Raw genomic sequence first — 2,788 nt, forward strand, 5'->3', positions numbered from 1 at the left:
GTGGAAACAGCGCGCTCTGGGAGCGGTTTTCACCTTGGATATAGCGCATAAGAAAAATGCCCGTATCTTGCGATACGGGCATTTTCTTCAACCGGCCAACAGATTGCTAGGTTTTCACACAGTCTGAATTGCGGGGCTTTTTGTTATCGGAGTTTTCTCTAACGACGCAATTCCCTGCAGGCGCGAGCCTGCTCGCGAAGCGGTGTTTCAGTCACGACAATTGCCTGAACTGACGCATTCGCGCGCTAGGCTCGCGCCTACAATTCGGGCGCAGTTCGAGGCAAAATCGCCAGGAAATTATCCCGTGCAACCTTGCGAGCGACCGTTTCAGGCAGCGCATCCAGAAACGGCTGATAGCTGTGCATTTCCTGACCAAGCTTGTTGAAACGCCCTACTACATCCGATCCCACCATGAACCGCTCAGGGTGACGCTCAACCAGTGCCAGCCATTCCTCGCGCGGCTTGCCCTGTTCATCAAGCAGATAGGGCGTGAGCATGCTCCACGACAGATCGATGTAGAGATTGGGGTACGCCTCAAGCAACCGAGTCAACGTCGGCAACAGAAAATCCATATGTGTCTGATGCCGATGAATTTCGGCGCTGGTGCCCGCGTGCGCCCAGATGAAGCGCGTGTGCGGATGGTTGCGCAGCGGCTCCTCGATTTCTGCCAGATAGAGCGGATTTTTTTCACGCTTGGAGGTGATGTTGGAATGCAGCATTACCGGCAGATCGTTTTCCGCCGCCAGGTGATAGACCCGTGTCATGGCCTCATTGTTGGCGCGCGGCGTATCGCCAGCCGTCAGCGCCGTCAGATCGTCGTGGCGGGTGAATACTTCACCGATCCCCTGCCATAACCCCGGGTACAGATCGAGCATGCGCTGGATGTGCGCGGCGGAGTTTTTGTCGTTGGGGTTGAAGCCTGACAGGAACGGGTGAAAGCGCCGCCGCTGCTCCGGCGCCAGTTTCTGCACGGCATCGGCGACGATTACATCGGTCGCGCTGTACCAATAGGCATCGGCATCATCACCGGCGTAATAGCGCGGACGCTTGGGCTCGTCTTCGTGCCATTTCTTGGCCACGGGAATGCCCGAAATCATCACATGGTCAATGGCGTTCTCGTCCATGGCCTTGAGCAATTTCGGCATGCCGGCGGTTTCCTGGAAAAAATCCACGTAATGCAGATGCGCATCACTGTAGCGGTAGTCCCGGGCGACAGCAGCGTCGGTAAATACCAACAGGCACGCAACACTTAAACGAAACAAGGACACAAGTACTCTCCGGCAGGCTGGCATAGCCTAGACCCCGCTACGACGAAAAGGGTTCACCTACGGCAGGAAAGTGGAACGCGCACTTGTAGGAATGCTCTATAACTGCAACACCAAGTTTGATCGAATGACTTTTCCTACCGCTTGCGAGGTTCACATGACCGTTACCGTCAATACCATCTCCGCCGAAGGTTTGCGTCACACCGTACAAATCGATGATCACGAACTGTTTGCCGACGCCCCAGTGTCTGCCGGTGGCGAAGGTTCCGCGCCCGAGCCCCACGATTATTTCGATGCCGCGCTCGGTACCTGCAAGGCGCTGACGTTGAAAATGTACGCCAAGAAAAAAGACATCCCGCTGACCGGCGTCGGCGTTGAGGTCAAACGCGACAACAGCGAAGAGCAGAAAGGCAAATACACCCTGCACGTCACCCTCACGCTCAAAGGCGTATTGACCGACGCCCAGCGCGAAGAACTCTATCGTGTCGCCGACCGCTGCCCCCTGCACAAATTGATGACCACCAGCGAAATCACCATCGAAACCCACGCCCCGCAAGGCTTCGATAGCCAATAATCACCAAGACCCGCTGGCGGGTTATGCTCTGCGCACCACCCGCCCAGCCTGGAAAGCGACATGAGCCCCCAACCCCTGGTTATCCGCCCGCGCGCCGAAGACGTCGAAGGGCAGCCGATTCTTCGCCCGCTGCCGTCAGCCCAATGCCGCAACGTCGGGCCCTTTGTGTTTTTCGACCACATGCTCGAAACCGTTTATCCCGCCGGTAAGGGGATGAACATCCGACAACATCCGCACATCGGTCTGTCTACGCTCACGTACTTGTTTGAAGGACAAATCCAGCACAAGGACAGCCTCGGCTCCGATCAGGTTGTGAGTGCGGGTGACGTCAGCTGGATGACTGCCGGCAGCGCCATCGCCCACGTCGAGCGCACGCCAGAGCCCTTGAAGGCAAGCGGATTCGAGTTCCACGGCTTACAGATCTGGCTGGCCTCGCCGAAAGAGCACGAGCAAGGGCCGGGACATTACAGCCATCACCCGGCGGCGACGTTACCGGTCAGCAACAACCTTGGGGTTCAGATCCGCATGATTGCCGGGTCAGGCTTTTGCCTTGAATCGCCGGTGCCGGTGCTTTCTCCTACGCTGTATGCGGAAGTGAAGATGCAAACGGCAACCACGCTGCTGATTCCCACCGAGCATGAAGAGCGAGCGCTGTATGTGCTGAGTGGCGAGGTACAGCTCAATGGCGAACCGGTCGAGCCGCGCGATTTGTTGGTGCTGCCGGCCGGGGAAGAAATGACGCTGTTTGCCGAGAACGAATGCCACGCGGTGTTGTTCGGCGGTGCGCCACTGGATGGGCCGCGGCGAATCAACTGGAATTTTGTGGCGAGCGATCCGGCGGCGATTGATGAAGCGCGGCGCAAATGGGCGGCCGGGGATTGGCCGACGGTGCCGGGGGAAGTTGAGCGGATCGAGTTACCGCGCTAAGCCGCCCCCCTCACCCCAGCCC

The 2,788-nt window shown here is 58.1% G+C and carries 3 protein-coding genes; 2 read left to right on the top strand and 1 reads right to left on the bottom strand.

Annotated elements, in window-relative coordinates; all coding sequences use genetic code 11:
* Positions 1–257: 257 nt before the first annotated feature.
* Entirely contained in the window at positions 258–1,292 is a 1,035-nt protein-coding gene (locus GIW69_RS25975) for an amidohydrolase family protein (protein WP_268945720.1), read from the bottom strand.
* Positions 1,293–1,422: 130 nt separating this feature from the next.
* On the opposite strand from GIW69_RS25975, the gene GIW69_RS25980 reads away from it, so the two are divergent.
* Together GIW69_RS25980 and GIW69_RS25985 are read left to right on the top strand one after the other, a co-directional pair.
* Positions 1,423–1,839: an OsmC family protein gene (locus GIW69_RS25980; RefSeq protein WP_236485645.1), complete on the top strand. Its 417-nt coding sequence runs from the start codon at positions 1,423–1,425 to the stop codon at positions 1,837–1,839.
* Positions 1,840–1,899: 60 nt separating this feature from the next.
* Positions 1,900–2,766: a pirin family protein gene (locus GIW69_RS25985; RefSeq protein ID WP_236485647.1), complete on the top strand. Its 867-nt coding sequence runs from the start codon at positions 1,900–1,902 to the stop codon at positions 2,764–2,766.
* The last annotated feature ends 22 nt before the right edge of the window (positions 2,767–2,788 follow it).

Origin of the sequence: Pseudomonas syringae, assembly GCF_021605415.1 — a bacterium.
Taxonomy (GTDB): Bacteria; Pseudomonadota; Gammaproteobacteria; order Pseudomonadales; family Pseudomonadaceae; genus Aquipseudomonas; species Aquipseudomonas syringae_S.

Bases quoted from the DNA above. Each gene is read 5' to 3' on its own strand.
- GIW69_RS25975 (WP_268945720.1), bottom strand. From the start codon at position 1,292: ATGCCAGCCTGCCGGAGAGTACTTGTGTCCTTGTTTCGTTTAAGTGTT.
- GIW69_RS25980 (WP_236485645.1), top strand. From the start codon at position 1,423: ATGACCGTTACCGTCAATACCATCTCCGCCGAAGGTTTGCGTCACACC.
- GIW69_RS25985 (WP_236485647.1), top strand. From the start codon at position 1,900: ATGAGCCCCCAACCCCTGGTTATCCGCCCGCGCGCCGAAGACGTCGAA.